22 protein-coding genes, 1 tRNA gene and 1 pseudogene are annotated in these 24,844 nt (G+C 70.1%); 14 read left to right on the forward strand and 10 right to left on the reverse strand.

All coding sequences use genetic code 11. The annotated features are described in order from the left end of the window. The first annotated feature begins 126 nt into the window (after positions 1 to 126). The 4 genes from QE381_RS15660 (at position 127) to QE381_RS15675 (ending at position 3,787) form a co-directional block, all read left to right on the forward strand. Positions 127 to 666 (forward strand): bifunctional 2-polyprenyl-6-hydroxyphenol methylase/3-demethylubiquinol 3-O-methyltransferase UbiG, encoded by a 540-nt coding sequence (locus tag QE381_RS15660; protein WP_307219643.1) that lies wholly within the window; start codon positions 127 to 129, stop codon positions 664 to 666. An 84-nt stretch (positions 667 to 750) separates the two neighbouring features. Next, positions 751 to 826: transfer RNA gene (locus tag QE381_RS15665), tRNA-Thr, on the forward strand. Positions 827 to 1,016: 190 nt separating this feature from the next. After that, entirely contained in the window at positions 1,017 to 3,215 is a 2,199-nt protein-coding gene (locus QE381_RS15670; protein ID WP_307219644.1) for an MMPL family transporter, read from the forward strand. Beyond that, positions 3,212 to 3,787, forward strand: a complete 576-nt coding sequence (locus tag QE381_RS15675) for an isochorismatase family protein (protein WP_307219646.1) — start codon at positions 3,212 to 3,214, stop codon at positions 3,785 to 3,787. The genes QE381_RS15670 and QE381_RS15675 overlap by 4 nt, the downstream gene beginning before the upstream one ends. A 9-nt stretch (positions 3,788 to 3,796) precedes the next feature. Here QE381_RS15675 and QE381_RS15680 read toward each other — a convergent pair whose 3' ends face one another. After that, on the reverse strand, positions 3,797 to 4,456 hold the full coding sequence (locus QE381_RS15680; RefSeq protein WP_307219648.1) for a hypothetical protein: 660 nt from the start codon (positions 4,454 to 4,456) through the stop codon (positions 3,797 to 3,799). 281 nt (positions 4,457 to 4,737) lie between these two features. Here QE381_RS15680 and QE381_RS15685 point away from each other — a divergent pair, with 281 nt between their 5' ends. Continuing rightward, on the forward strand, positions 4,738 to 6,714 hold the full coding sequence (locus tag QE381_RS15685; RefSeq protein WP_307219650.1) for a metallophosphoesterase family protein: 1,977 nt from the start codon (positions 4,738 to 4,740) through the stop codon (positions 6,712 to 6,714). Positions 6,715 to 6,801: 87 nt separating this feature from the next. After that, positions 6,802 to 7,887, forward strand: coding sequence for a WxL protein peptidoglycan domain-containing protein (locus QE381_RS15690; protein WP_307219652.1), 1,086 nt, complete (start codon positions 6,802 to 6,804; stop codon positions 7,885 to 7,887). On the opposite strand, the gene QE381_RS15695 is transcribed toward QE381_RS15690, so the two are convergent. Next, positions 7,862 to 8,185: an LPXTG cell wall anchor domain-containing protein gene (locus QE381_RS15695; RefSeq protein WP_307219654.1), complete on the reverse strand. Its 324-nt coding sequence runs from the start codon at positions 8,183 to 8,185 to the stop codon at positions 7,862 to 7,864. The genes QE381_RS15690 and QE381_RS15695 overlap by 26 nt on opposite strands. Before the next feature lie 29 nt (positions 8,186 to 8,214). Next, the gene (locus QE381_RS15700; RefSeq protein WP_307219656.1) at positions 8,215 to 9,534 is read right to left on the reverse strand and encodes a HupE/UreJ family protein; all 1,320 of its coding nucleotides are present in this window, start codon (positions 9,532 to 9,534) and stop codon (positions 8,215 to 8,217) included. A 196-nt stretch (positions 9,535 to 9,730) separates the two neighbouring features. Between QE381_RS15700 and QE381_RS15705 the strand changes: the two genes are divergently transcribed. After that, a complete protein-coding gene (locus tag QE381_RS15705) occupies positions 9,731 to 10,075 on the forward strand; it encodes an Lsr2 family protein (RefSeq protein WP_307219658.1) in 345 nt (114 codons plus the stop codon). A gap of 83 nt (positions 10,076 to 10,158) precedes the next feature. Here QE381_RS15705 and QE381_RS15710 read toward each other — a convergent pair whose 3' ends face one another. Beyond that, positions 10,159 to 11,349: a S1C family serine protease gene (locus QE381_RS15710; protein ID WP_373426958.1), complete on the reverse strand. Its 1,191-nt coding sequence runs from the start codon at positions 11,347 to 11,349 to the stop codon at positions 10,159 to 10,161. Between the two features lie 194 nt (positions 11,350 to 11,543). On the opposite strand from QE381_RS15710, the gene QE381_RS15715 reads away from it, so the two are divergent. Then, a complete protein-coding gene (locus QE381_RS15715) occupies positions 11,544 to 12,044 on the forward strand; it encodes a GNAT family N-acetyltransferase (RefSeq protein ID WP_307219662.1) in 501 nt (166 codons plus the stop codon). A 43-nt stretch (positions 12,045 to 12,087) separates the two neighbouring features. After that, on the forward strand, positions 12,088 to 13,143 hold the full coding sequence (locus tag QE381_RS15720; RefSeq protein ID WP_307219663.1) for a nucleoside hydrolase: 1,056 nt from the start codon (positions 12,088 to 12,090) through the stop codon (positions 13,141 to 13,143). A 71-nt stretch (positions 13,144 to 13,214) separates the two neighbouring features. Here the strand turns inward: QE381_RS15720 and QE381_RS15725 are convergent, their stop codons facing one another. Genes QE381_RS15725 through QE381_RS15735 form a run of 3 tightly spaced genes read right to left on the reverse strand, consistent with a single transcriptional unit; the run spans position 13,215 to position 15,934 of the window. Then, entirely contained in the window at positions 13,215 to 14,312 is a 1,098-nt protein-coding gene (locus tag QE381_RS15725; RefSeq protein WP_307219664.1) for a zinc-binding dehydrogenase, read from the reverse strand. A 59-nt stretch (positions 14,313 to 14,371) separates the two neighbouring features. After that, positions 14,372 to 14,977 carry a TetR/AcrR family transcriptional regulator gene (locus QE381_RS15730; protein WP_307219666.1) on the reverse strand — a complete coding sequence of 202 codons (606 nt, stop codon included), beginning with the start codon at positions 14,975 to 14,977 and terminating at the stop codon, positions 14,372 to 14,374. Between the two features lie 42 nt (positions 14,978 to 15,019). Then, positions 15,020 to 15,934, reverse strand: coding sequence for a LysR family transcriptional regulator (locus tag QE381_RS15735; protein ID WP_307219668.1), 915 nt, complete (start codon positions 15,932 to 15,934; stop codon positions 15,020 to 15,022). Between the two features lie 114 nt (positions 15,935 to 16,048). On the opposite strand from QE381_RS15735, the pseudogene QE381_RS17970 reads away from it, so the two are divergent. The 3 genes and pseudogenes from QE381_RS17970 to QE381_RS15745 form a co-directional block, all read left to right on the forward strand. Beyond that, positions 16,049 to 16,483: pseudogene (locus QE381_RS17970) on the forward strand (MFS transporter); the annotation flags it as partial. Between the two features lie 91 nt (positions 16,484 to 16,574). Beyond that, a complete protein-coding gene (locus QE381_RS15740) occupies positions 16,575 to 17,414 on the forward strand; it encodes an MFS transporter (protein ID WP_307219670.1) in 840 nt (279 codons plus the stop codon). After that, complete coding sequence (locus QE381_RS15745) at positions 17,407 to 18,999, forward strand: amidohydrolase (protein WP_307219672.1); 1,593 nt, start codon at positions 17,407 to 17,409, stop codon at positions 18,997 to 18,999. Before QE381_RS15740 ends, QE381_RS15745 begins: the two co-directional genes overlap by 8 nt. An 82-nt stretch (positions 19,000 to 19,081) precedes the next feature. On the opposite strand, the gene QE381_RS15750 is transcribed toward QE381_RS15745, so the two are convergent. Together QE381_RS15750 and QE381_RS15755 are read right to left on the reverse strand one after the other, a co-directional pair. Then, positions 19,082 to 19,948 (reverse strand): SMP-30/gluconolactonase/LRE family protein, encoded by an 867-nt coding sequence (locus QE381_RS15750; RefSeq protein ID WP_307219675.1) that lies wholly within the window; start codon positions 19,946 to 19,948, stop codon positions 19,082 to 19,084. Further along, on the reverse strand, positions 19,945 to 22,068 hold the full coding sequence (locus tag QE381_RS15755; RefSeq protein WP_307219676.1) for an acetate--CoA ligase family protein: 2,124 nt from the start codon (positions 22,066 to 22,068) through the stop codon (positions 19,945 to 19,947). The genes QE381_RS15750 and QE381_RS15755 overlap by 4 nt, the downstream gene beginning before the upstream one ends. A gap of 132 nt (positions 22,069 to 22,200) precedes the next feature. Here QE381_RS15755 and QE381_RS15760 point away from each other — a divergent pair, with 132 nt between their 5' ends. Further along, positions 22,201 to 23,034, forward strand: a complete 834-nt coding sequence (locus QE381_RS15760) for an enoyl-CoA hydratase/isomerase family protein (protein WP_307219678.1) — start codon at positions 22,201 to 22,203, stop codon at positions 23,032 to 23,034. A gap of 24 nt (positions 23,035 to 23,058) precedes the next feature. On the opposite strand, the gene QE381_RS15765 is transcribed toward QE381_RS15760, so the two are convergent. After that, positions 23,059 to 23,490 (reverse strand): hotdog fold thioesterase, encoded by a 432-nt coding sequence (locus QE381_RS15765; RefSeq protein WP_307219680.1) that lies wholly within the window; start codon positions 23,488 to 23,490, stop codon positions 23,059 to 23,061. A gap of 167 nt (positions 23,491 to 23,657) precedes the next feature. Between QE381_RS15765 and QE381_RS15770 the strand changes: the two genes are divergently transcribed. After that, on the forward strand, positions 23,658 to 24,827 hold the full coding sequence (locus tag QE381_RS15770; RefSeq protein ID WP_307219682.1) for an ABC transporter substrate-binding protein: 1,170 nt from the start codon (positions 23,658 to 23,660) through the stop codon (positions 24,825 to 24,827). Positions 24,828 to 24,844: the final 17 nt, after the last annotated feature.

The raw sequence follows: 24,844 nt of genomic DNA on the forward strand, positions 1-24,844 counted from the left end.
GGCGCCCGTCGCCGCGGTGCGTTGATAGGGTGAAGACTCCCCGTACGCAGACGACGATGGTGACGTGGTATGCCCTTACGCAGTTGGAAGAGTCTGGTTCCGCGAAAGGTGCGGCTCCTCGCCAAGATGCGGTGGAAGAACGGGCGGTGGCGACTCGCCACGCCCGATCGCGTCGTTCTCGAGGACGTCATCATCCCGGGTGTCCTGGCCGCCGGTGAGGTCGATCATGTCCTCGACATCGGCGTCGCCTGGTACACCCGCAACTATCCGCGGCTGTTCCGCGGCATCGACTACTGGAGCGTCGATGTCGACCCCGCGGAGGCGGAGCACCGTCGCGCGCACCACCACACGCTCTCGGCGACGAAGCTCACGGATGTCTTCGCGCACGACACCTTCGACCTCGTCCTGTGCAACGGCGTCATCGGCTGGGGGCTGAACCGCCCCGAGCAGGTTGCGCTCGGTCTCGACGCGTGCGCCGCAGTGCTGCGTCCGGGCGGGTGGCTCGTCGTCGGCTGGAACGATGTGCCGGGCCATCGCGTCGAGGGACTGGAGGAGATGCTGGCGGCCCGGTTCGACCATGCCGAGCTCCCGGTGCTGGGCGCGGACCACTATCTCACGGACACGCACTACCGTCACCGATACGACTTCTTCCGCGCGCGGTCGTGACGGGGGACGACCGGCGTCGCCGTCGGTTCGCGGCGGCCCCGGCGGCCATGTAAGATCGGTGATCGTGCATCGCGCAAGCGACGCGCCACCTTAGCTCAGACGGCAGAGCGATTCACTCGTAATGAATAGGTCAAGGGTTCGATTCCCTTAGGTGGCTCCACTCTTCATCCCGGACTCTCGTGCGGTCTCTCCGGTGCCGCCGCGCGGTCCGATCTGCTGACGCACGGCGTCGCGGATGCGCCGCGCGTCGACGGCGCGCGTGTCACGCTCGTGGACACGTCGCGCGATGGTGCGCGGCCGCCGGGAGGAGAAGGTGGCGGAGAGCTCATATAGCTAGATAAGCTAGCTATATGAGCTCTCGACGCCGCCCCACGATCGACACGACGACCAGGTGGATCCGGATCGGCATCCCCGTCCTCCTCGTGCTCGTCTGGCTCGTCGGCGGCTCGATCGGCGGACCGTACTTCGGCAAGGTCGACGAGGTGTCCACCAACGATCAGTCCAGCTACCTCCCTTCCAGCGCGGATGCGACGAAGGTCAGCGAGCGTCTCGCCGCCTTCACGGGCGGCGACACGATTCCCGCGATCGTCGTGGTCGTGGGGGACACGGCGCTCACGGACGCGCAGCGCGCGGAGCTCGCCGCGGTCGCGGCAGACCTCGCCGCGGTCGAGGGGGTCGCGGGCGACGTGTCACCCGCCGTGATCTCGGACGACGGGCGGGCGGCGCAGATCTTCGTCCCCCTCGACGCGGATGCCGAGATCTCCACGTCCGTGGCACAGCTGCGGCAGGTGCTGGCCGACGACCTGCCCGCTGGGCTCCAGGGCTGGGTCACCGGACCGGCGGGCTTCAGCGCGGACCTCGTCGCGGGCTTCCTCGGGATCGACGGGCTGCTGCTGCTCGTCGCCCTCGGCGCCGTCTTCGTCATCCTCGTGGTCGTGTACCGCTCGCCCCTGCTGCCGATCCTCGTGCTCGTGACAGCCACGTTCGCCCTGTGCGTGGCCCTGCTGACGGTCTGGTGGCTCGCGAAAGCCGGGGTACTGGTGCTCAACGGCCAGGTGCAGGGGATCCTGTTCATCCTCGTGATCGGTGCCGCCACCGACTACGCACTCCTCTACGTCGCACGGTTCCGGGAGGCGATCGGCGGCGGCGCCGGACGATGGACGGCGACGGTCGCCGCGTGGCGGGGCGCCGTCGAGCCGATCCTCGCGTCCGGAGGAACCGTCATCGCGGGTCTGCTGTGCCTGCTGCTGTCGGATCTCGCGACCAATCGTGCGCTCGGGCCCATCGCCTCCATCGGGATCGCGTTCGCGGTGCTGTCGGCCCTCACCTTCCTCCCCGCGCTCCTCGCGCTGTTCGGCCGGGTCGCGTTCTGGCCGTTCATCCCGCGCACCGGGGTCGCCGACATCCCCGACGACCTGACGCAGCGGGTGCGCGGCCTGTGGCCGCGGCAGGCGCGGCTCGTGGCGCGCAGGGCCCGCCCGATCTGGATCGTCAGCACGATCGTCCTGCTGATCGCCGCGGCCGGGGTCCTGCAGCTGAAGGCGGACGGGGTGCCTGCGAGCGACCTGGTGCTCGGCGCATCGGACGCGCGCGACGGGCAGAACGCCCTCGCCGAGCACTTCCCCGGCGGCTCGGGCAGCCCCGTCTACGTCATCGTGCCGCAGGACCGGCTCGCGCAGGCCGCCACCGTGCTCGCCGCCGACGCGGGCATCGACGACGTCGCCGTCTCGGCCCAGGACGCGCCCAGCGGGCAGGCGACCGTCACGGTCGAGGGCGGTCGGGCGGTGCTGACCAGCGCCATCCCCGGACAGCCGGCGCCCGCCGCCACGGTGTCCGACGGCGACGTCCTGCTGATCGCCACCCTCGCCGCCGAGGCCGACTCGGCGGCCGCGGCCGACACGGTCAAGGCCCTGCGTGCACAGCTCACCGATGCCCTCGGCGAGGGCACCGCACTCGTCGGGGGCGTCACCGCGACGGATGTCGACACCAACGACACCTCGATCCGGGACCGGACCCTGATCATCCCGATCGTGCTCGCGGTCATCCTCGTGATCCTCATGCTGCTGCTGCGGTCGATCCTCGCGCCGGTGCTGCTGATCCTCAGCGTCATCGTGTCGTTCGCGGCCGCCCTCGGAGTCAGCGCGCTGGTCTTCACCCATGTGCTGGGATTCCCGGGCGCGGATCCCGCCGTGCCGCTCTACGGCTTCGTCTTCCTCGTCGCGCTCGGGATCGACTACAACATCTTCCTCATGACCCGCGTGCGGGAGGAGTCGCTGTCGCACGGCACGCGACGCGGCATCCTGCGCGGGCTCGTCGCGACCGGGGGAGTGATCACCTCAGCGGGTCTCGTGCTGGCGGCGACCTTCGCGGCACTGGGCGTGATCCCGATCCTGTTCCTCGCGCAGCTCGCCGTCATCGTGGCGTTCGGCGTTCTGCTGGACACCTTCGTCGTGCGCTCGCTCCTCGTGCCGGCGCTCGCCTACGATCTGGGCCGGCGCATCTGGTGGCCCTCGAAGCTGTCGCGGCGGGAGCGTACGCTCGAGCCATGAGCAAGGCACTGTTCCTCGTCGACGTCCAGAACGACTTCACCGAGCACGGGGCCCTCGGCGTGGAAGGAGGGGATGCGGTGGCCCGCGGCATCTCCGCCTTCCTGGCAGCGCACGCCGGTGACTATGCGATCGTCGTGGCCTCGCGCGACTGGCACGACGGCGACGACGACAACGGCGGTCATTTCTCCGAGACGCCGGACTTCGTCGACACGTGGCCCGTGCACTGCGTCGGCGGAACCTTCGGCGCCGAGTACGACGACGGGTTCGACACCGCCGCGGTGACGCACCACCTCAAGAAGGGGCAGGGCAAGCCCGCGTACTCGCTGTTCGAGGGGCGCACCGACGACGGGCGCACGGCCGTCCAGCTGCTCGAGGAGCACGGGATCCTCGAGATCGACGTCGCCGGCATCGCCACCGACTACTGCGTGCGCGCTTCCGCGCTCGATGCCCTCGCGGCCGGTCGTCACGTGCGGGTGTTCACGGATCTCGTCGCCGGCGTGCACCCCGGGTCCAGCGACCGCGCGCTCGCCGAGATCGCCCACGCGGGCGGCGTGCTCACCGCATCCGCGTGATCCGCGGGCTCAGGGGAGCCAGAGCACCACACCCGTCATCCCGGTGAGGACGGCGGCCACGCCCGCCCGGATGGCGTCGCCGCACCGCTCGGCGGTGAAGGAGGCCTCGCTGAAGTGGGTCGCGGTACCGAGGCCCTCGCCCCGGTAGCCGGCTCCCGTCCAGTCGACGGCCGTCACGTTGGCGGTCGGCTCCGCGAGCTCGGCGCCGAGCACGAGGAACGGCACGTCGAGGTGATTCGCGCTGACCGTCGCGAGCGGATCGATGAGCGGGTCGCCCACGCTGACGACCAGCTCGGGGTGCAGCTCCATCGCGGCCACGATCCCCGCGACCGGGTCCTCGGCGCCGGAGACCGTGCGCAGATCCGCGTTCGTCTCGGACGCCCATGCGGTGACCGCGGCGACGAGAGCGGTCGTGGTGCTCGAGTCATCCCCGACCAGCAGGGCGACGCGGTATCCGGGGGACGGACGGACACCGCGCCACGAGCCGTCCGCGGGCATCACGGTCGCCTCGGGAGTGGGGGCGATCGCGGGCGCGAAGCCCGCCGACGGTGTGCCGACGGCCGTCGTGGCCGGATGCGGGATGCTCCAGTCGGAGCCGGCGCAGCCGGTGAGACAGACCAGAAGCAGGGTCGCGACGAGGCTCGTCGCGACGACGGTGCGATGGGGCACGGCAGATCCTTGCGGGTTGGGCTTCCTTCAGCATGCGGGACGCCGCGATCGCACGCGGGCCCCGGACGCCGCGTTCCCGAAGTGTTCGCCGGATCTGCGCCGTGCGTTCACGGAGCGCGTCACGTGCCGTCCACGATCCCGTCGCCGACTGTTCGCTTCCGAGCGGGTCCATAGGTCGAACAGAATTCACTCCCAGGAAAGGTCCGGGGTCGAGCCTTGGGCATCGGGTCGCGCGTTCGTGCGTCCCGACACCCTCCACTTCCCCACAGAACGGAAGACTCATGCTTCTCGCAGTACCCCCACGGCGGACCCGCCGCGCGGCGACGTGGCTCTCCGCCGCAGCCGTGACGGCCGCTCTCGTCCTCGGCGGCGCGATCATCGTGCCGGCCGCCGCCTCCGCCGACACCCCCGCGTCCTACACGGGTCTCGTCCTCGGCGTCGGCGCCGACGAGAGCCAGCGCGTCGTCAGCTGGTACACCACGGCCGACAGCGCCCAGGTCGTGCAGCTCGCCCCCACCCAGGCTCTCGTCGGCGGTGACTTCGTCGCATCCGTCACGACCTTCTCGGCCACCGGCGCGGCGAACGTCTCGACCACCGGCTACAACCGCCACGCGGTGCTCACCGGCCTGAACGAGAACACGCAGTATTCCTACCGCGTCGGCTCCGACGGCAACTGGTCGCAGACCTACTCGTTCAAGACGCAGTCCTTCGAGGGCGACTTCGACTTCCTGTTCTTCGGCGACCCGCAGATCGGCTCCTCGGGCAACACGACCAAGGACGGCGCCGGCTGGGCCGACACCCTCAACGTCGCGTTGACCGCGAACCCGAACGCGGAGCTTCTCGTGTCGGGCGGCGACCAGGTGGAGACCGCGAACACGGAGTCCCAGTGGGATGCGTTCCTCGCGCCCGACCAGCTCCGCCAGTACCCGTGGGCGGCCACGATCGGCAACCACGACGTGGGCGGCAAGGCCTACGAGCAGCACTTCTACACGCCGAACACCGACTACTCGGCGGCGTACTACAAGGACGCCACCAAGAAGTCGACCACGTCGGGCGGCGACTACTGGTACATCTACAAGGACGTGCTGTTCATCGACCTGAACAGCAACAGCTACGACTCGACGTCCGGCGGCGGCGACGCGGCGCACGTGAAGTACGTGACCGACGTCATCAACGCGCACGGCTCCGAGGCCAAGTACAAGGTCCTCGTCTACCACCACTCGATCTACTCCGCGGCCGACCACGCGAAGGACGCCGACAACAAGGTCCGTCGCACGGACTTCCCGGCCACGTTCTCCCAGCTCGGCGTCGACCTCGTGCTCCAGGGCCACGACCACGTGTACACCCGCAGCTACGAGATCAAGGACGGCGTGAAGGCCAACCCGAACGAGCAGCCCGGCCAGAACGACGTGTTCGTCGGCGAGGGCGGCGTGATCTACATGACCGCCAACTCCTCGTCGGGGTCGAAGTACTACGACATCACCCAGCCCGACTCGTCCGGCACGAGCGGCGCCGGAAACGGTGCCGACCCGCTCAACCCCGGCAACTACTGGTACGACTCGGTCGAGAACCAGGAGCACGTGCGCAGCTACGTCAAGGTCCAGGTCAAGGCCGACAAGCTCGTCGTCGAAGGCGTCCGCTCCGGAACCTGCGACGCGCCCAACGGTGCCGTGGAAGCCGGTCGGGTGAGCTGCGGCGCGGACGGCGCCGGCTACACGGCTCCCGGCGGCGGGGTCGGATCGCTGATCGACTCCGTCACGATCCACCCGTACCACGGTGCGGGTCAGGACATCCAGGTCGACGTGCCGACGGCCGCCCCGGGCGAGTTCGGCTGGACGATCGACGGACACAACGGCCTCGTCGACATGGGGACGGCGCAGGAGCAGTCGAACTTCTTCCAGGCGACCGGCTCGATCAACCCCATCAGCGTCTCCGACACCCGGTCGTCGCTCGCGCCGTGGTCGCTCAGCGGTGTGCTGGGCGACTTCACGGACGGGACCAAGACGTTCTCGGGCAGCTTCCTGGGCTGGTCCCCGAAGGTCGCCGCCGCGGGAGCGGGCGCCGTCGCGGGCAGCGCGATCGCCTCGGGCTTCGACGGCGGCAAGGGCCTCTCGGTCAGCCGTGTGCTCGGCTCCGCCGCGCAGGGCCACGAGCGCGGTCAGGCCCAGCTGGGCGCCGACCTCGACCTGAAGCTGCCGATCGACACCGCGAAGGGCAGCTACCGCGCGACCCTCACGGTGACCGCTCTGGCCGGCTGACGTCCGGTCCACCCCGCGTCCGTGGGTGAGGGGATCTCCCCTCACCCACGGACACTCCCGTTTCCGCCCCCGTCCGAAAGCCCCGTCATGAACGCACGTCGTCCCCTTCGAAGCCTCCGCCCCGCGCTCCGGCGCATCGGCGTCGCCGCGCTCGCCGCGCTCGCCGCCCTGCTCCCCGCCCTCCCCGCCGCGGCGGCGGACGGCGACGTCACCTGGACCGTCCGCACCGCGTCCAACGCCTTCGGCGCCGATCGCACGAGCTTCGCCTACACGGTCGACCCGGGCGGCTCGGTCAGCGACGCCATCGTGATCGCGAACCACGGTCAGCAGCCCGTCGACCTGAAGGTCTACGCCTCCGACGGCTTCACCTCCGATGAGGGGCAGCTCTCCCTCCGGGTGTCCGGCGAGGCGTCGCAGGCGGTCGGCGCCTGGATCGTCCCGGACGCGTCGACCGTCACGGTTCCCGCGGGGCAGAGCGCCACCGTCCCGTTCACCGTCCGCATCCCCGACAACGCGACGCCGGGGGACTACGCCGGCGGTGTCGTGACCTCCCTCACCGTCCCCGACGCCGCCAGCGGTGTGAACGTCGATCGGCGCCTCGGCATCCGGGTCGACCTGCGGGTCGGCGGCGCCCTCGCGCCCGCCCTCGCCGTCGAGGACATGTCGGTCTCATGGAACGGAGGACTCAACCCCTTCGCGGGCGGAGACGCCACTGTGACCTACACGCTTCACAACACCGGCAACACCGTGCTCTCGGCGCAGCCGGCGGCGCGCGTCTCCGGCCTCTTCGGACTCTTCGGCGTCGACGCGGCGCCGGGCGCCGACATCCCGCAGCTTCTTCCGGGCGAGAGCTGGACGACGACGATGACGGCCCCCGGCGTGCCCCCGGTGCTCGCCCTGATCGCCGCGACGACGGTCACTCCGCTGGTGAAGGATGCCGCGGGCTCCGTCTCGCCGATCGACGTCGTCTCGGGCACGGCGGTGGGTGCGGCGGTGCCGTGGACGCTGCTGGCGATCATCGTCCTCCTCGTCCTCGCCGCCGTGCTGTGGCGCAGCCGGCGACGTCGCAGGCAGGCGCTCGCCGCCGCCCAGGTGGATGCACGGGTCGACGAGGCGGTCGCGAAGGCGCTCGAGGAGCGCGAGCGGACTACCGCCGGCTCGCGCGGCGACTGAGTCCCACCGCTCCGCCGCCGAGGGCAAGGGCGCCCACGGCGGCGAGCGCGGCGGCCCAGAGAGCGGCCGCATCCCCTCCCGTCGCCGGGAGCGATCCCGTCGCCGTCCCGGGTGGGGCAGGCGTAGCGGGCTCGGCGGCCGCCGAGCGGGCGGGCACGACGACGGTGATGATCATGGAGCCCCCGGGCGCGGCGTCGCCGCTCGGGGGCTCCGCCGCGAGAGCGGGGCCCGTCGGCAGCAGCGCCGACGACAGCGCGAACAGCGTGAGGGCGGCGGCGGCGGTGTGCCGTCTTGTCATGACTCTCTTTCCTCCCTCGCCCGTGGCCCTCATTCGCCGAGCGCCGCGGGCGCGGCAGCCCGGCGTCGGGTGAACAGCCACAGCACGCCGACGACAGCGACGAGCACGAGGTAGGAAGCGATCGGGAACCGCGCCACGGCGTCGAACACGGGCTGCAGCACGGTTTCGCCATCCGTGCCGATCGCCACGATCCAGCAGACGGCGGCGAGGATCGCGAGGATCGCCACCGTGACGCGGAACGCCGGGTACGCACGGGCGTGTGAGAGCCAGATCAGCAGCGGCAGCACGAGGATCGCCGCGCACAGCTGCGCGAGCTCGACACCGATGTTGAAACCGAGGATGGCGACCAGCCGCTCGCCGAGCCCGAGGTTCAGGTCGAGGATCGTGGTGGCGAACGCGGTGCCGTGCACGAGGCCGAAGCCGCCCGCGATCAACAGCTCGCCGCGGGGGAGCAGGGGCCGGACGGCATGGATGGCCGCGACCATGATCGAGACCGCGACCAGGACCTCGACGGGCTTCGTCGGGAAGGACACGACACCGAGCGACACGAGCGCGAGCGTGATCAGATGCCCGACCGTGAACGACGTGATGACCAGCGTCGCGCGGAGGATCGTGCGACGCAGCGGGATCGGCTGCGTCCAGCGGAAGCCGCGGCGGGCGCGCACCGCCAGCGAGGGCGCGACGATCAGCAGCGTGGACAGGAACAGCAGGTGGTCGGTGCCCTCCGCGATGTGCAGCATTCCCAGCCAGACGACCGAGAGGAAGCCGTGCAGTGGGGTCTGCTCGGTGCGCTCGAGGGTGATGTCGGTGACGCCGCCGCCGAGCACTCCGATGACCTGAGGGTCGCCCTCGGCGACCTGCCCGTTGTCCCAGTCGCTCACGAGCGCGACATAGACCTGATGCCCCGGCACGACGTCGATGATGAAATCATCGTGCAGCGTGACCTTGCCCGTGATCGGCCGGCCCGCCGAGAATCGAATTGTCGTGACGATGGCGTCCTCGCCATTCACGGTGCGGAATTCGGGTTGCTGGCTAACCTCGGGGGAGAGCGTGGATGCGCTGTCCGCCACCGAGACGCGATGCAGGATGAAGCTCATGAGATTTGCGGATATCGCATCCAGTGCCGACTGATCGGTCGGAATGTCATAGCCCGTGGCGGCGACGAATCCGGCTTTCTGGATCTGCATCTCGACGTCGACCGCGTCGGACTGCACCGTGACGAACACGCCCGTCGTGCCGACGGGGTGAGCAGACGCGCGCTGCGCGGGCAGGATCACGAGAACGGCGGCGGCCAGCAGGGCCGCGAGAACGATCAGGGCCCGAGAACGCCGGGCGAGCACAGGAATCACGAGCCGACCGTACTGACATCGGGAAAACACGAGGGGAACACCCGGCAACCGGATGGCGCACCCGCCGTCTCGACACACGTGCACGCAATTGTCGCACATCCAGGTTCATGGGCAATTCTTTGGCTAATGTGGATGTATCGGAGTCCCGACGTATTCGGAATTCCGCCATCCATCCCACATCCGAAAGCAGGAATTCATGGCAAAGAAGGTCACAGTCGAATTGGTCGATGACCTGGACGGCACGCCTATCGCCGAGAACGGGGGTGGCACGGTCGTCTTCTCCCTCGAGCGCCGCAGCTACGAGATCGACCTCTCCGATGCCAACCTCGCACGCCTCCGCGATGCCCTGCAGCCCTTCATCGACGCCGGTCGTGTCGTGTCCGCCGGCACGGCGGCGCCCCGTGCCCGTGCAGCGCGGCCCGCAGCCAGCTCGCGTGATCTCGGTGCGGTCCGTGAGTGGGCGCGCGCGAACGGCCACACCGTCTCCGACCGCGGACGGGTGCCGGCTTCGGTCATCGAGGCCTATGACGCCGCCCACTGAGGGCTAGACGACGATCGCGGGGCCCGCAGCTTTCCGCTGCGGGCCCCGCGATCGTCTGCGTAGCCGGAGTCTGCGATGCCGCGTCAGGCCGCCGGACCCGCCGCCAGCGTCACCGTGGCCGTGGCGGGAACGCCCTGCTGGTCCGTCCAGGACAGGGTCACGGTGTCGCCGGGCTTGTGCGCGGCCAGCGCCTGCGAGAGCCCGGTCCAACCGGTGACGGCCCGGCCGTCGACCGCCGTGATGGTGTCGCCGGCCTCGAGACCGGCGGTCGCGGCGGGCGTCGCGTCGACGACCCCGCCGATCAGGGCCCCGGTCGTCGTCGAGGGGAGCGCGGAGACGCCGGGAGCTGCGGAGACGCCGAGGAAGGCCGGGTAGCCGAGCGCCACGCCATCCGTCTCGTCCCCCGCGCGGATCTGATCCACGATCGCGAGCGCCTTCTCGATGGGGATGGCGTAGGCCGTCGTGACGGCGGTTCCGCTGGAGGCCGCGGTCGTCATGCCCACGACCTCGCCCTGCGCGTCGAGCAGCGCCCCGCCCGAGTCGCCGGGGACGACATCCGCCGAGACCTGGATCATCCCGTGCAGCGTCTCGCCCGCGACCGTGCCCTCGGCCTGGGTCGTCACGCTCGACTGGAGCGCCGTGATGGCTCCGTCGGCCGCCATCAGCGTGCCACCGCCGGACGCGTTCCCGACGGCGGTGACCGCATCGCCCACCGCCTCGTTGTCGTTGTCGATCGTGACGGTGGGGAGGTCGGCGGCATCCTTCAGCTGCAGCAGCGCGACGTCGTCCTTCACATCCGTCCCGACGACCGTCGCGGCGTAGGTCAGCCCGTTCGACGGGTCCGTCACGCGGATCTCGGTCGAGCCCTCGATCACGTGGTTGTTCGTGAGGACGAGTCCGTCGCTCGTGAGCACCATCCCCGTGCCCGCCGCCGCGGCGTCCTGGTATCCGAGGGCGGTGTCGATCAGGACGACGCCCGTGGACTCGCTCGCGCTCGCGGCTGTCGCCGGCGTCTGCGTCACGCGCTGCGAGGTGCTCTGCCTTCCCGTGGCTCCCTGCCGGCTGGGCTCCAGCACCTCGGTCGTGCCGCCGGTCGCGGCGGGGGAATGCGTCAGCTCGCTCGCGGCGGCGTACACCGCGGCGCTCGTCGCCAGCGGGATGCCGAGCGCGAGCGTGCCGGCGAGAGCGAATCCGGCGGCGGCGCACGCGAGCGGCGCGGTGCGCCGGTACCACGGGCGCGTGCGGGGTCGGGGGCTGTTCACGGTTCCGGTCATGGTCGTCTCCTGTGGCTCATGTTCTGAAGACATGAGACCAACCGCGCCGATGTGCGGGCGATCCGAACCCTTTGGGATCTCTGTGTGCGGCGCCGAGGTCACGGGGCCCAGCCGGTGGTCAGGCCGCCATAGAGGTCGGTGGGCCGGTCAGCCCTGAGACACGTCGCGTCGCGACGTCCGGGAGAATGAGGCGCATGCCGCTCGAAACGCCCAGCGTCCGTGTCCGTTCGGCGGATCTGACGGGTCCTGACGGCGCCTCCGTCAGCCGTCTGGTCGAGGCGTATCTGATTCAGACCGAGCTCGAGAAGGCCACGCGGACGGGGGAGACCGGCACCATCGCTCGCCTGCCCGAGCGCTATCGCCGCGAGGTGGAGGATCCCGCGTGCGCCTACGAGGGCGCCACGGTCTATCTGGCCGAGCTCGGCGATGCGCCGATCGGAGTCGTCGTCGTCCAGCGGAGCCCGACGACGTGCGAGATCAAGCGCGTCTGGGTCGATCCGAGCGCGCGAGGCCTCCGGGTCGGCTCCGCGCTGATGGACGCGGCGCTCGAAGGAGGCGAGCTTCCCGTGCGACTGACCGTATGGGAGTGGCGGGAGGACGCGATTCGCCTGTATCGCCGCCGCGGCTTCGTTCCGGTCCCCTCGTGGGAACAACGGCCCGGTCTCGTCTGCATGGAGCTGGCCCGGCAGGGATGAGTCGGCGTACTACGCTGACCTCGAATCGACCCCCAGGAGCACCATGCCCGACCGGCAGCGCATCATCCTCGACACCGACATCGGTTACCTCAACGACGACAGCATCGCGCTCGCCGTGCTCCTGGGGAGCGAGGACGTCGATCTGCTCGGAGTGGCCGTCGTCGCCGGCAACTTCGATCACGACCAGGAGGTCGTCGACGGCCTGAGCATGCTCGAACGACTGGGGCGCACCGAGGTTCCGCTGTGGCGCGGCGCGGTGCAGCCGCTCGTCCATGAGCGCGGCCCCTACGAAGAGCGCGGGTGGGGACGTTTCGCCACGTTCCCGGAGCTCGACTATCCGCTGGGCCGGCCGCCGGCGATCGACGCCGCGCCGCTGCGTGCCGCCGCCGCGCTCCAGGTCGCGGCGCGGGAGCACCCGGGCGAGGTCACGGTCCTCGCCATCGGCCCCCTCACCAATCTCGCGATCGCGTTCGCCCTCGATCCCGAGCTGCCCGCCCTGCTCCGCCGGGTCGTGATCATGGGAGGCTCCGCCGTCAGCTTCGCGGGCGGAGCCGGGAACGTGACCCCGACCGCGGAGTTCAACTTCTGGGTCGATCCGGAAGCAGCGGCCGCCGTCCTTCGTGCGCCGGTGGAGAAGCTGCTGGTGCCGCTGAACGCGACCCGTCAGGTGGGCTACACCGCCGACTTCCACCGTGCTGCGACGAGCGGTGACGGTGGCAGTGCCCGGATGCTCCGCGAACGCATGGCCGGGTTCTTCGACGAGGGCACCGACGATCGCTCGGTGGCGAACTTCTCCCACTACGGCCTGACGGACTCGACCGCGGTGATCGCCGCCCTCCGGCCCGAGCTGTTCGACATCCGGCGCATGACCGTCCAGATCGACCTGAGTCACGGACCCGCATACGGCACCAGCTACCTCTACCGGCCCGGCGATCTGGACGAGGCCAAGGTCGCCAACGCCGACGGCGTCTGGGACGCGTTCGTCCAGCCGCATCGGCTCGTCGGCGGCGTCTCATCGCCGTTCGAGGTCGATGTCGCGCTGTTCTGCGACGCCGACGCGGTGCGCGCGGAGTGTCTCACGAGGCTTGCGGGCGTGTAGCGCCCGCTCCGGCGGGCTCGCAGGAGAAGTCGCGGACCTCCTCCTGCGAGCGGCGGGACGCGAGGTGGGGATCAGCTCAGCCCGGAGGTGATCACGACGCGTGTGACGTCGGGATCCTTGAGCATCTCGTAGCCTGCGTCGACGCCGTCGAGGGCGATCTGACGCGACATGAGGTCGTCGAGGTTGAAACGCCCCTGCAGATACAGGTCCGCGTAGAGCGGGATGTCGTGCTTCGGCGTCGTGGAACCCATGTAGACGCCCTCGATGCGCTTCTGGCTGCCGATCAGGCCGATCGTGAGCAGGGGAAGGGTCGCCGTCGGATCGAGGATCCCGATGAGGTAGAGCCCGCCGCCCGGGCGGATCATCTCGAGTCCGCTCGCGGTGACCGCCGGGAGGCCGACGAAGTCGAACGCGGAGTCGGCGCCGATGCCGGTGATCGCCAGCACCTCCGCGACGGCGTCGACCTTCGTCGAGTTCACGGTGTGGGTCGCGCCGAAGCGCCGCGCCTTCGCGAGCTTGTCGTCGGCGACGTCGACCGCGATGATCGTCGTCGCTCCGGCGGTGACCGCACCGTTGATCGCGTTGAGGCCGACTCCGCCGGCTCCGATGATGACGACCGCGTCTCCCGGCTTCGTGTTGGCGGTGTTGATGACGGCGCCGGCGCCGGTGACGACGCCGCAGCCGAGGAGTGCGGCCTGGGGGAAGGGGATCGCGTCGCTCACCTTCACGAGCTGGTTCTCGTGGATGAGGGCCTGCTGCGCGAAGCCGCCGAGGCCGAAGGCCTGCGTCACCGTTCGGCCTGCGGCATCCGTGATCCGCGGGGCGTCCGTCGCCACCCGCAACGTCTGCTCCGGGTGAAGGCACTGGAACGTGCGCCCCGTGAGGCAGGCCTCGCAGTGGCCGCACGACTGCACGAGACATCCGACGACGTGATCGCCGATCGCGAACTCGGTGACCTCGGGGCCGATCGCCGAGACCACGCCCGCGACCTCGTGTCCCAGCAGCATCGGCGGCTCGTAGCCGATGTCGTTGCGCGACGCGGTGAGGTCGGTGTGACAGAGGCCGGACGCTTTGACGTCGACGAGCACCTCCCGACCGGTCGGAGCGGACAGCTGCACGTCTTCGGTGACGAAGCCGGCGCCGAATTCACGGACAAGTGTGGCTTTCATGATCTTTCCTTCTCGTTGTGTGCAGGGCGTGGGACGCGGCGCCGGCGCGGACGCGCCGGTCACTCGAGCCCGCTGAGCCAGGGCGGCAGCAGCCGCGTCAGGTGATCCACGAGCGCGTCGTCGGTCATCTCGAGCTCGCCCGTCAGCCACGCGTCTATCAGGCCGTAGGCGGCGCCGGCGATGTAACGGGCCGTGGGGGCGATCTCGAGGCCGACCGGGATGTCCGGATGCTCCGCGAGCGAGCGCTCGATGACCGCGGCCAGAGCGCGGATACCTCCGAGGTGCATCTCCTTGGAGACGGGAAGCCCCGCGATGGCGGCGCTGAGACCGCGGCTCTCCGCGAAGTGCGCGACGAGGCGCTGCTGTGCGACGCGCATCGCGGTCGGGGGGTCGCCGCTCTCCTGCGCGTAAAGGTCGCTGATGGTCGCGAACGCTTCGCGTTGGAGAGCCAGGGCGAGCTCGTCGAGGCTGGCGTAGTGGCTGTAGAAGCTCGCCCGGCTGATGCCCGCGGTGCGAGCGAGCGCGGCGACCGTGACATCCTCTCCGCGCCGGCTGAGCTCGTGCACCGCCTCCGCGATCGCCGTGCGGGTGCGCCCGACGCGCGGGTCGCTCGAGGTCTCGAGCGCCCGTCGAAGGATCTCTGTCGGGGTGGCTTCGCCGCTCACGGCGTCATCCTACGCCTATTTGACAGATGTCCAGAAGATGCGTCATCCGCCAGAGGAGTCCCGAAGACCGTCTGCCGCGTGCCTGTCTCGGTCCCACTGCGCCATGGTCTGTGCGATGCCCGCGATCTCGGCGGCCGCGAAGTGGTCGTGCTCCCAGGCGGCGTAGAGCTGGAGGAACGGGCGGCTCCCGTCCGCGCGCAGGAGGGGACGTTGTCGGCCCCCGAAAGTCGGGCCGACGAGATCGACGCAGATGCCGTTGCCGGCGGCCGCGATCGCGATCGCGAGATCGGATGACTCGGGCTCGGCGACGACCTCGATGTCGTCGCGGATCGGCCAGAGCTCGTGATCGATCGTCCGCCGGAGCCCCGAGCTCGCCGTGAGCAGGATGAGCGATCTCCCGCGGAGGTCGTCGATGCCGACGGCCGGCCCCGCCGTGAGCGGGTCGTCCCGCGAGGAGAAGACGGAGAGGAAGCCCGTGGCCGCGGGCGCCGAGGCGAGGGTGACCGGGGGAGGGAGGGTGTTCACGGCGAAATCGACCTCGCGCCGCAGGACCTTCTCGTAGACCGCGGACGCCACGCTGAGAGAGGTGTGGAAGATCGGGGTTCCGGTGTCTGCCACGAACGGCGCGATCACGCCGCGCACGGTCGCCTCGGGGCACGCGACCCGGAAGTACGGCGATCGGGCGTTCGCGAGCCGATCGACCGAAGCGGCGAACACGTTCGCCCGTTCGACCACGTCGCGGGCCCAGGGGAGGACGCGACGCGCGGCTGCCGTGAGCGTGAGCCGCGTCGGGGTGCGATCGAACAGGCGGACCCCGAGTCGTCGTTCGAGCTCTCGGATCTGGCGGGACACCGCGGGCTGGCTGAGGTTCAGGCGTGCTGCCGCCGCGCTCACGGTCCCCTCCGTCACGACCGTCAGGAAGCTCGCGAGGAGGCGGAGGTCGACGTCAGTATGCACAATCTGCATGCTAAACCTCGACAAATATCATTTGACCGCATTATCGGCCACTGCTGAGATCTTCTCCATGCGGCGAACTCGCTGCGGTGACTCTGGGAAGACCGAGGAGCAACGATGTCCAGGAAGACTTCGAGCGGGCGCTCGGCGGAGGTCCGCACGGGACTGGCGACGTTCGTCGGCACCGCGATCGAGTGGTACGACTTCTTCGTCTTCGGCACGGCCGCAGCGCTCGTCTTCGGGCCCGTGTTCTTCCCCGAGACCTCACCCGAGGTCGGGCTGCTGGCGTCGTTCGCGACCTTCTGGGTCGGTTTCATCGCCCGGCCGATCGGCGGTGCGATCTTCGGTCATCTCGGCGACAGGATCGGCCGCCGCGGCACCCTCGTCACGACGCTTCTCCTCATGGGCGTCGCGACCACGCTCATCGGCGTGCTCCCCGGCTACGCGCAGATCGGGATCTGGGCTCCGATCGTCCTGGTGCTCCTCCGCGCGTGCCAGGGGCTCGGCCTCGGCGGGGAGTGGGGCGGCGCCGTCACGATGGCGACGGAGAACGCGCCCAAGAGCCGTCGCGGCGTCGCGGGCAGCTGGGTGCAGCAGGGATCCCCCTGCGGGGTCGATCCTGTCGACGCTGGTGTTCCTGGCGGTGAGCCGGCTGCCCGACGAGCAGTTCCTGGCGTGGGGCTGGCGCATCCCCTTCCTGTTCTCGGCCGTCCTCGTCGTCGTCGCGCTGCTGATCAGGCTGTCGCTCGAGGAGACGGAGACGTTCGTGGCGATGAAGCGGGCCAAGCTCGTCGCGAAGGCTCCCATCCTCGACGTGTTCAGGATCGCGCCGGTCGCGGTCTTCCTCGGCATCGGCGCGAGCGCCATGGGGATCGCCATCGCCTACTTCACGAACACCTTCGCGCTCGCCTGGACGACGACGTCCCTCGACGTGCCGCGTCCGATCATGCTCAACGTGCTGCTGGTCATCGCGATCCTGCAGTTCCTCGTCCAGCCGATCGCGGCGTTCGTCGGCCACAAGGTCGGCATGACCAGGGTCATGGTCGTCGCGCTCGGACTCGGGCTCGTCACGACACTGCCCACCTACCTGTTGATCGCCACGGCGAACCCCGTGTGGATCGCCGTCGGGCTCGCGCTCTCGACGCTCTTCGGCGCCGCCTACTTCGCGCTCCTCGCCGGCTTCCTCGCCAGCGCGTTCCCGCCGCAGGTCCGCTACTCCGGGCTGTCGATCTCGTATCAGCTCTCCGCGACCGTCGTCGGAGGCGCGACCCCGCTCATCGCCCAGTCGCTGCTCGCGGCGTTCGGCGGCGCGGTGTGGGGCGTCGCCGCCTATCAGAGCCTCTTGATCCTGATCACTCTCGTGTGCGTCGTCGCGCTGTCGGCGCATATCCGACGCCATGAGAGCGAGCTGACGAACACGATCTCCGTGGTTCGAGGGCACGATGAGGGAGCCGACCTCACGACGCGGGGCTCCGATGCGTGAGCAGGATGTCGTCGTCGTTCGGGCGGCGCGGGTGTTCTCGCCCGGCGCCCCCGATGCCGAGGCGATCGCCATGGCGGGCGGGCGGGTTCTGGCGACGGGCGGCTCGGCGGAGCTCCTCGAGCGCTTCCGGACGAAGCGGCTCGTGGATGTCGGAGACCGGACCATCGTGCCGGGATTCAACGATGCGCACGCGCACTTCGCCGACACCGTCCACGGGCACCGGGAGATCGATGTGTCGGCGGCACGGGTCCCGGATGTCGCCGCGCTGCTGAGCGATCTGCGAGGGGCCGCCGCGGGCGTCGCCGACTGGGTGATGGCGTCGGGGTACGACGATGCGTCGAGCGGCCCGCTCGACCGGGACATGATCGACGCGGTGATCCCCGAGAAGCCGGTCTTGGTGCGTCACGTCTCGAGCCACTGGGCGGTGCTGAACACCGCCGCGATGCGGGCTCTCGACATCTCGGAGGATGAGGCCGACATCCCCGGCGGCACCTACGGGCGCGACCTGCGCGGCCGGCTCACCGGGCACGTCTACGAACGTGCCCTGCTGGCGCGGTACGTGAGCCGTGACACGGACGCGTTGACGCCCATCCCGCTCGCGGAGCCGGGTGCGCTTCTGGATCTCTACGAGCAGACGGCCCGGGAGTGGAACGCGCACGGGATCACCTCCGCGTGCGATGCGTTCGTCGGTCCCCGGCAGCTCGCTATGCACACGGCCGCGAAGCGGGCGGGAGTGCGACGGATCCGCGTGAACATGCTGCTCGCGGCGGAGCGCTACGACGATCTCCGCTCGCTGGGGCTCGGCACGGAGATGGGGGACGAATGGCTGCGGATCGCGGGGATCAAGGCATTCGTCGACGGCGCGATCGGGGGTCGGACGTGTCTGGTCTCCGAGCCGTTCTGCGGTACGCACGACCACGGGATGGAGGTCTCGTCCGTCGATGAGCTCGCAGCTCTCGTCACCGCTGTGCACGACGACGGCAACCGGTTGGCGGTCCACGCGAACGGGGATGCGGCCATCCGACGGCTGCTCGATGCGTTCGAGGCCGCCCAGGCGCGCAATCCGCTGCCGACGCGCCACCGGATCGAGCACTGCAGCATCGTCGACCGCGACATCATCGCGCGGATCGCTCGGCTGGGCGTCATGGTCACACCCTTCGCGCGTTACGCGAGCTTCTACGGACAGCGGCTGGAGCGGTGGTACGGGAGCGCGCGCACGGAGCGGATGTTCGCGCATCGGTCCTTCCTCGACGCGGGCGTGACCGTGGGCGCCTCGACCGATCACCCTGCGAGTCCGCTCTCCCCGCTCGGCGCGCTGCAGTCCATGGTGACCAGAGCCGGCGTCGATGGCGTGACCGTGGGCGGGAGCCAGGCGATCACGGTGGAGGAGGCGCTCGCCGTCTACACGATCGGCTCGGCGCGGACGACCGGCGAGGCCGGAGTGAAGGGGCGCCTCGAACCCGGCTATCTCGCCGACTTCGCGGTCCTCGATCGTGATCCGCGGGTTGTGCCCCCGGAGGAGATCGCGAGCGTGAACGTCGTGGCCACCTACGTCGGCGGCGAACCCGTGTTCGAGGCGGCGTGACTGCCGGGGGTCTGCCGGGGCGGCGTCGCTCTGGAGGGTGACGACCGCCCCGGCGGCGCAGCGCACTCGAGCCGCGGTGCCCTCAGAGCGTCCGCGGGCGTGGCCGTCCGATGCGCCAGCTGTCGAGCTGGCCGGCGACGACGCCGTCTTCCCACAGCCTCATCGGTCCGCGCACGACGGAGCCGTGCAGCACGTCCCCCTCGTCCCCGTCGACGACGCAGTCGACCGCGACCCCCTGGGCGTCGATGCGTTCGACGACCGTGCCGCCCTCTGCGATACGGGCGAACGCCCCGGACATGAGCAGAGCCGCCCACACCGTTCCGTCGGCGCCGGCGCAGATCCCGTCCGGCGGTCCGTCCGTGCGTGCCCAGACCCGCTTGCCGGTGAGAGTGCCGTCGGGGAGGACGTCGAACGCGGTGAGCTGCTCACGCAGCGTCTCCGCGACCACGAGCACGCGACCACCCTCCAGGAGCGCCATGCCGTTCGGGGCGGCGAGGTCGTCGCCGACCGGTTCGTGGGTCCCGTCGGGACGGATCAGCAGCAGCGGGTTGGACGACGTCGTCACCCCGATGCTCGATGGCCCGAGATGCTCGGGGGCGAGGCCGCCGTAGACGGGGTCGAACCCCATCGCACCGACGTAGGCGCGATCGGCTGCGTCGACGAGAAGGTCGTTGATGGGGCCCACGACAAGGCCGCGCAGGTCGGCGTGCACCCGCTTGACGCCGTCTCGCACGGACACCACGACGGAGTCCAGCATCGAGGACACCAACAGCGTGCCGTCGCTCAGCCATCCCAGCCCGGACGGCGTGCCGTGAATGAACGCGCGCTCCTGCCGGTCGCCGTCGCGGACGGAGACGACCCTGCGGGTGCGCATGTCCGAGTACCAGAGCTCGCCCTCGTGCCAGCGGAGACCTTCGGCGAAGCTGTTCGAACCGTTCGCGCCATTCATGCCGTCACCGCTTCCTCCGCCTGCATCGGATCGCTCTCCGTCGCGCTCGGCTCCGCCCGTGTGACGGTCGCCAGAGCGTCCAGAATCCACACCTCGCCGTTCGGTGTGACGCGCACCGGGTTGCACTCCACGGATGTCAGGTCGTGCTCCACGGCGAGTGTCTTCAGCGCGTCGGCGACACGCTCGACCGCCGCGACGGCTGCATCGTCGGGTTCGCGGCCGAGCACGGCCGCCGCGAGCTCGCGGATCCGGCCCTCGGGTGCCGGGAGCATCGCGAACAGCGGTCGGCCCGTCTGCTCCACCTGCACGCCACCCTCGGCGAGCATGACGGCCAGGCCGAAGGGCTGGCGGGTCAGGCCGACGATGATGTCCTTGCCCGCCGGGGCGGACTCCTCTATCAGCAGGCCCTCTGCCTCGATGCCGAGCTCATCGACCCGCTCGGCGAGGTGCGAACCGGCGGCGACGGCCGCGGCGCCCGACACCGGACCCGCCATGAGGCCGAGCTTGCTCTTGTGCATCACCTCCGGAGCGACGACCTTGAGGTAGGCGGGAGAGGCGACATCCTCTGCACTCAGCGCCGCGTCCCACGGCCGGGGGAGCAAGCGCGAGCTCGGCACGGTGATGCGCTGCTCTCCTGCGAGGAGTCCACGCAGGGTCCGCTTCAGGGCCTCCTCGCTCGACCACTGTCGTCCGCTCTCCGCCGGTTCGTCGAGCGCCGCGGGCGGGACGGGACACTGCTTCGTCCACAGGACGAACGCCTCCAGCGCGTCCCGCGCCGAGGGGATGCGGATCGCCGCGGGACTCGTCTCGAGCATCTCTCGCAGGCCCGTCGAGACCGCGCCGTACCCGACCTCCGTGAGGATGACCGGCTTGCCGTGGCGGGTGGCCGCCTCGCAGATCCGCGCGATCTGCTCGAGCATCGGAAGGAAGTCGTCACTGGGGAGCAGCGGCACCCCGAAGAGTGCGGCCCCGATCGTCGCATCGCCCAGCAGCAGGTCCACTCCGGCACGTTCGCCTTCCGGGGTGAACGACCATCGTGCGTTGAGGTCGAGCGGATTGGTCAATCCCGTGAAATCGGGGAGGTCGCGGATCTGCGCGTCCGTGACCGGCGCCGGCGGCCGGACGCAGGCTCCGAGCTCTTGTGCCAGGTCCGCGACGATGCCGTTGGTTCCGCCCGTGGGGGACAGGACGGCCAGTCCGGCCGCTCCGGCCTCGCCGAACCGCGCGCGCAGCGCCAGCGCCCCCAGGAACGCACCGTAGCTGGTCGCCTCGGCCGCGCCGATCTGCTCGAGACCGGCGCGGAAGACCTCGTACTCGCCCGACATCGAACCGGTGTGGCTGGCTGCGACCGCACGCCCGGCCGCGCTCCGCCCCATCTTCATGACGACGAGCTGCTTGCCGGCCTCCGCCGCCGCGGCGGCGGCCGCCGCGAGGTCCGACCAGTCGGTGCCGAGTTCCTCGATGAGCAGGCCCACGACCGCGACGTCGTCGAGGGCGATCAGGATCTGCGCCCACTCGCCGAGACTCGTGCCCGTCGCGTTACCGGTCGAGACGGCGTAGGCGACCGGCGCATCCATGTCCACGAGGCACCGCACCGCGCTGTCCAGCAGGGCGCCGGACTGCATCGCCAGGGCGATCCGGCCGTCGCGGGACATGTCCCACGTGACCGGTGCCCCCAGCGCCCCCAGGCGAGCGGGAGCGAAGACGGCGCCCAGTCCGTTCGGGCCGACGAGGATCACCCCGGCGCTGCGCGCTTTGCGGGCGATGCGTCGCTCTGCTCGGATCCACTCCGGTTCGCCGCTGTCGCGGAAGCCGACGGCCATCAGCACGATTCCGGCGACCCCGGCGGAGATGGCGTCATCGACCGCCTCCTCCACCGCTTCGCGGGGGAGGGAGATGATCGCGACATCCACGCTCGGCGCGTCGACCAGACGCGGGTATGCCGGGCGGCCGAACACGACGTCGCGTCGCGCGTTGATGAGCACGAGCTCTCCCGCGTAGCCCCGCAGCGTGAGATTCTCGAACAGCCGCACCGCGAAGGGCGAGCGATCACTTGCGCCGACGAGGGCGACGGCGGACGGAGAGAGGGTTCTGCGGATGATCGAGGGTGCGTATCGCACGGGGTGCCTTTCTGCGCTGAACGGCCGTCGGACGGAGTCGCAACGTGTTTCATTAGACATTGTATGATCTGACGATCCGTGTTAGTCAACACATTGTCAAATTTCTTTCCCGCGGCGGACGAAGGAGTACTCGTGACAGAGCAGGAATGGTCGATCGACGTGGCGGAGCTCGGGCTCACGGACGTCGTTCGGGATCCTCGCGGCATCGCAACGGCGCGCAAGGGGCACGTCGCCGTGCTCCTTCTGGACCGTCCGCACCGGGGCAACGCCTTCGATACGGCGATGATCTCAGCTCTCGAGGAGGCGTGGAGCATGTTCGCCGCCGACCCGGGGGTGCGAAGCGTCGTGCTGGCGTCCTCCACCGCACGGCTGTTCGCGACGGGACGCGATGTCACGGAGCTCGCGGGGCTGGCGTTGCCGTCGCCGCGGGAGACCCATGCGCACGATTTCGCCATCACGGCGCGGCGCGCCGGGGTCTGGCTCCCCGTCGTCGCCGCCGTCGAAGGGCTCGTGATGGGGGCCGGTCTGCACTTCGTGCTGGACTCCGACCTCGTGGTCGCCTCGTCCTCCGCCCAGTTCGGCGACTCCCACGTGAACATCGGCCTCGCCGCGGGCATCGAGGTGGTGGGCCTCACCGAGCGGGTCGGCCTGGGTGATGCCCTCTATCTGACTCTCCTCGGAAAGGATGCGCGGATGGACGCCGCCTGGGCTCAGCGTGCCGGTCTGGTCCAGGAGGTGGTCGCCGACGGCGACGCGGTCTCTCGCGCTCTCTCGCTGGCCGAGCGCATCGCCGCGAACTCTCCGGCCGCGGTGGCCCGCACGCTGCAGGCGGGGTGGGAGACTGTGTCGAACCCGGCGGGGGCGCGCGCGTTCGCCTGGCAGCTCATCCAGCGTCAGCTGCTGCATCCCGATGCCGTCGAGGGCCCGGCCGCCTGGGTCGAGAAGCGTACGCCGCGCTGGCAGTGAGGCTCGGCCGTGGTGTGACGTCGGTCACACCACGGTGCCGTGTCCGCGGGACTCCGCGATGAGCGTCCCGTCGGAGAGCGTCAGGCGTACGTCGACGATCACCGAGCGTCCGGAGGCGGAGCGCTCCCGGGCATGAGCGACGACGACGTGTCCTTCGCGCGCCGGTGACAGGTAGGTGATGTCGGCATGCCGGGACATCGCACGGGTCCCCCGTGCGGCGCATGCGTAGGCGAACGCCGTGTCGGCGAGCAGGAACAGGTAGCCCCCGTGCGCGACCCCGAGGCCGTTGACCATCGAGGGTGTGATGGGCATCGACGCGGTCACGACGCCCACGTCGACCGCCCCCAGGCTGATCCCGAGGCTGCGGGTGGCGGTGTCCGCCGCGAGCAGGTCGCGCACGCTCACTTCGGCCTCCCGCTGCCGGGTGCTGGTGGTGGCATCTGCCCTCTGCGTCATGGCGACTCCTTAGCCTCGAGATTGTCCAACCTTTGTCTATTGACGTTGAAGATGTTAGATGTCTAATCTAATGTACGTCTCGACGCAATGCGCTACCCCGTCGTCGGCGCAGCCTCGCAACACACCAGAGTCAAGGGAGACCTGTCATGAAACTCCACCCGATGCGCATGTCTGGAATCGCGCTGGTCGCCGTCGCGGCGCTCGCGCTGACTGCGTGTGGCCCCTCCTCCTCGTCGCCCGGCGCGAGCGACCCCATCCCGATCGGCGCAGTCAGCTCGACATCGGGTCAGATCACGTTCCCCGGCGTGTCCGAATCGGCGCAGGCCGTGTTCGATCGGGTGAACCAGGAGGGCGGCATCAACGGCCGTCAGATCTCGTACACGGTCGAGGACGACCAGGCCACACCCGCACTCGCCGCCCAGGGGGCGCGCAAGCTCGTCGACCAGGACGGCGTGTACGCCATGGCCGGCGGCATCAGCACCGTGGACTGCACGGCGAATGCCGCCTACTACGAGCAGAACAGCGTCTACTCCCTGCCCATCGGGGCCTCGCAGGCCTGCTTCGGCTCCGGAGTGATCGCCCCCGTCAACACCGGCCCGTACCTCAACACCGAGCTGCTCTACTACTACGCATCGAACGAGCTCCACGGCAAGCGCGTCTGCAACGTGCAGAACAACAACCCCGGCGGCAACGAGGCGCTGGATCAGTCCGTGAAGAACTGGCAGGACGACACGGGAGGCCAGTTCGCGCTCGACATCCGCTCGCTCACGTCCACCAGCCCCGCGAGCGGCGTGGTGCAGCAGATCAAAGAGGCCAACTGCGACGTGATCGTCCTCGGCGTCTACTCCGAGCTGTTCGTGTCGATGATGAAGGCCGCCGACGAGCAGGGCCTCACGGGAGTGACCTGGGTCTCTCCGGGAACCGTCTTCACCGAGGACGTCGGCCTCGCCCTCAAGGGCAACGGGCAGAAGATCTACCTCGGCAGCGAGTTCCTGCCCTACACGACCGCCGACTCCGGATCGGCCGACCTGCAGGACTACCTCCAGCTCATGAAGAAGAACAACATCCCCGTCGGTTCGCTGCAAGAGGGGGGATACGTCGCCGCGATGGCGCTCGTCGACGTCCTCAAGGGCATCAAGGGCGACATCACGCGGGACTCGGTCGGGGCGGCGCTGAAAGACATGAACGTCCAGACCACGATGGTCGGCACCCCGCTCAAGTTCGGCGTCCAGGGCAACAACGCGGGGCCGAACAAGGCCATCATGATGGTGACCCTGGATCCGTCGAGCGGGAGCTGGATGCCCGTCGACGGCAAGTGGTTCACCAAGGCCAGCTGAGCCCGCGCGGTGCGACG

Source organism: Microbacterium sp. SORGH_AS_0888 (genome assembly GCF_030818905.1).
Classification (GTDB): Bacteria; Actinomycetota; Actinomycetes; order Actinomycetales; family Microbacteriaceae; genus Microbacterium.

Bases quoted from the DNA above. Each gene is read 5' to 3' on its own strand.
- QE381_RS15660 (WP_307219643.1), top strand. From the start codon at position 127: ATGCGGTGGAAGAACGGGCGGTGGCGACTCGCCACGCCCGATCGCGTC.
- QE381_RS15670 (WP_307219644.1), top strand. From the start codon at position 1,017: ATGAGCTCTCGACGCCGCCCCACGATCGACACGACGACCAGGTGGATC.
- QE381_RS15675 (WP_307219646.1), top strand. From the start codon at position 3,212: ATGAGCAAGGCACTGTTCCTCGTCGACGTCCAGAACGACTTCACCGAG.
- QE381_RS15685 (WP_307219650.1), top strand. From the start codon at position 4,738: ATGCTTCTCGCAGTACCCCCACGGCGGACCCGCCGCGCGGCGACGTGG.
- QE381_RS15690 (WP_307219652.1), top strand. From the start codon at position 6,802: ATGAACGCACGTCGTCCCCTTCGAAGCCTCCGCCCCGCGCTCCGGCGC.
- QE381_RS15695 (WP_307219654.1), bottom strand. From the start codon at position 8,185: ATGACAAGACGGCACACCGCCGCCGCCGCCCTCACGCTGTTCGCGCTG.
- QE381_RS15705 (WP_307219658.1), top strand. From the start codon at position 9,731: ATGGCAAAGAAGGTCACAGTCGAATTGGTCGATGACCTGGACGGCACG.
- QE381_RS15710 (WP_373426958.1), bottom strand. From the start codon at position 11,349: ATGACCGGAACCGTGAACAGCCCCCGACCCCGCACGCGCCCGTGGTAC.
- QE381_RS15715 (WP_307219662.1), top strand. From the start codon at position 11,544: ATGCCGCTCGAAACGCCCAGCGTCCGTGTCCGTTCGGCGGATCTGACG.
- QE381_RS15720 (WP_307219663.1), top strand. From the start codon at position 12,088: ATGCCCGACCGGCAGCGCATCATCCTCGACACCGACATCGGTTACCTC.
- QE381_RS15725 (WP_307219664.1), bottom strand. From the start codon at position 14,312: ATGAAAGCCACACTTGTCCGTGAATTCGGCGCCGGCTTCGTCACCGAA.
- QE381_RS15745 (WP_307219672.1), top strand. From the start codon at position 17,407: ATGCGTGAGCAGGATGTCGTCGTCGTTCGGGCGGCGCGGGTGTTCTCG.
- QE381_RS15750 (WP_307219675.1), bottom strand. From the start codon at position 19,948: ATGAATGGCGCGAACGGTTCGAACAGCTTCGCCGAAGGTCTCCGCTGG.
- QE381_RS15765 (WP_307219680.1), bottom strand. From the start codon at position 23,490: ATGACGCAGAGGGCAGATGCCACCACCAGCACCCGGCAGCGGGAGGCC.
- QE381_RS15770 (WP_307219682.1), top strand. From the start codon at position 23,658: ATGTCTGGAATCGCGCTGGTCGCCGTCGCGGCGCTCGCGCTGACTGCG.